Raw genomic sequence first — 2,048 nt, 5'->3', positions numbered from 1 at the left:
GGCAGACCTCCGCGTTGCGCGACGCCGCCCACTGCTCCGACGCGCCCAGCCCGGCCCACGCGGTGGCGGCCACGGCGAACAGGTCGGCCGCCCGCAGGGGGTCGCCGCCGACCGCCGCGACGTACGCCCGCACCTCCTGCGCCCGCAGCGTCTCGGGGTGCAGGGTGCCGCGCTCCAGGGCCACGTACCGGTGGAGCTCCTCGGCCAGGCGGGTCGCGAGGGCCGTGTTCCCGGCCTCCATCGCGCCCCGGATCAGGGCCACCCGGGGCGCGTAGGCGGCCGGCAGCCTCTCGGCGGCCGTCCTTGACGACGTGTCGGCCGTATCGGTCATGGGCCCCTCGCAGGTGGTTCTCCGAACGATGGATGACGTCACGTATACCGGTCGGAGCCACCCCGGGCCGATGCCCTGTCAGCCCATCGGGTGAATCGTCACCGACCGGTCCACGGAACTCCTCCGGCGTTCGGGCCGCTCCGGTAAGGCGCCGCCCGGCCCGGCCGCCGGTCCGCGCCCCCGTGGCGTCACCGCGCCGAAATCGCCTCTTCGAGTGATCCGGGTGACGGGCCGAGTGACCCGGCTGACGGGCCGACCGATCCTGGTGACGGGCCGACGACGGGGCTTCCCGGCGCCGGTCCCGCCGTCAGGCCTGCTCCCCCGCCCGCAGCTCGGTGGCGATCTGGCGCCGGCCGGCGACCAGCGTCTCCAGCACCACCCCGAGGCCGACCAGCAGGGCCAGGCCCGCGGTGGGCAGCAGCACCGGCAGCAGCACGGGGGTGATGACGTCCCCGACCTTGGCGCCGACCAGCGTCGAGATGTCGAAGGCGCCGCCCAGTAGGGCGACCGCCGCCAGCGCGACCAGGCCGCCGCCGACGGCCGCCGCCAGGGTCTGCGGCAGCGCCTCGGTCATGATCAGCGCCAGCCCGTCCCGGGGCCGCAGGCCCATGGTGCGCAGCCGGGCGAGCACCGCCGTGCGGTCGGGGGCGGCCCGGAAGAGCGTCAGCAGGACGGCGAGCAGGGCGAATCCGGCTCCGGCGGCGGCCGCGTACCAGAACAGCCGCTCGGCGGCGTGCTGCAGCGGGTCGGCGCCGAGCGCGGCGGCGGTCTCCCGGCTGCTGTGCACCGTGTACCCGGCGGGCAGGCCGTGGGTGTCCTTGCCGGTGGCCGTGGAGCCGTCCGCGATGAGCTTGGCCAGACCGACGGGCCTGGCTCCGCCGTTGTCCCGCAGGGCCGTCCTGACCTGGTCGGGGTCGATGTCGCCGACGGCGAACCACTGGTTCACCCGCTTGGCGTCCGGCAGTCGTTCCCAGGTGGGGCCGGCGGGGACGACGACGAACGGCTTGCCCGGGTCCGGCAGCGCGGGGGTGGCGCCGACGGTGTCGGCGACGGTGAGGCGCAGGTCGTTGCCGTTGAGGGTGCGCACCCGGGACGGCCCCGCGGCCAGGTGCTGGGCCAGGTCGCGGCTGACCAGGGCGGGCACCGGGGTGTCCCGGCCGCCTGGCGTCCCGGCCAGCTTCGCCGGGTCGAACTCGCCGACCCCGAGGGCCCGGGCGATCTCGGCGTACGCCGTCGGATCGGTCACCACCACCAGGTTGGCCTCGGTGTAGTCCTGGTCGCCGCCGAAGACGCGGGCCTTGGTCTCCATCCAGACCCCGGTCGAGGTCCGGACGCCCGGCAGGGCGGCCGCGGCCTTGGTGAACGGCTCGGTCAGGGTGGCGTAGTCCGGGAGGGAGACGCCGATGTCCCCGCCCGTGGTGATGCGCGCGGCACGGGTCCGCACGTCGGAGACGGTGTCGAGCACGGTGGCGCCGAAGCCGGTCGTGGTGACGGCGATCAGCAGGGCGAGCAGCGGCAGCACGGAGGGCCTGCGGCGGCCCGAGGCGTCGCGGGCGGCCCGGGAGAGGCCGAGGAAGCCGATCAGGCCGCGGCCCCGGCCGACGAGGGCGGCCAGCCGGCCGACCACCACCGGCTCGATCCTGGCCAGCAGCAGTCCGCCGGTGACGGCGAGCAGCAGCGGCGCGGCGACCAGCAGCGGGTCCACCCCGGCCCCGGG

Annotated in this window: 2 pseudogenes; both read right to left on the bottom strand. The window is 76.4% G+C overall.

The annotated features are described in order from the left end of the window. A pseudogene (locus tag AE652_RS40290) lies at window positions 1–331 on the bottom strand (hypothetical protein); the annotation flags it as partial. 307 nt (window positions 332–638) lie between these two features. Then, window positions 639–2,048: pseudogene (locus tag AE652_RS40285) on the bottom strand (hypothetical protein); the annotation flags it as partial.

Origin of the sequence: Kitasatospora sp. MY 5-36 (assembly GCF_001182915.1) — a bacterium.
GTDB lineage: Bacteria > Actinomycetota > Actinomycetes > Streptomycetales > Streptomycetaceae > Kitasatospora.
This window is presented reverse-complemented; position numbering and strand designations above follow the sequence as displayed.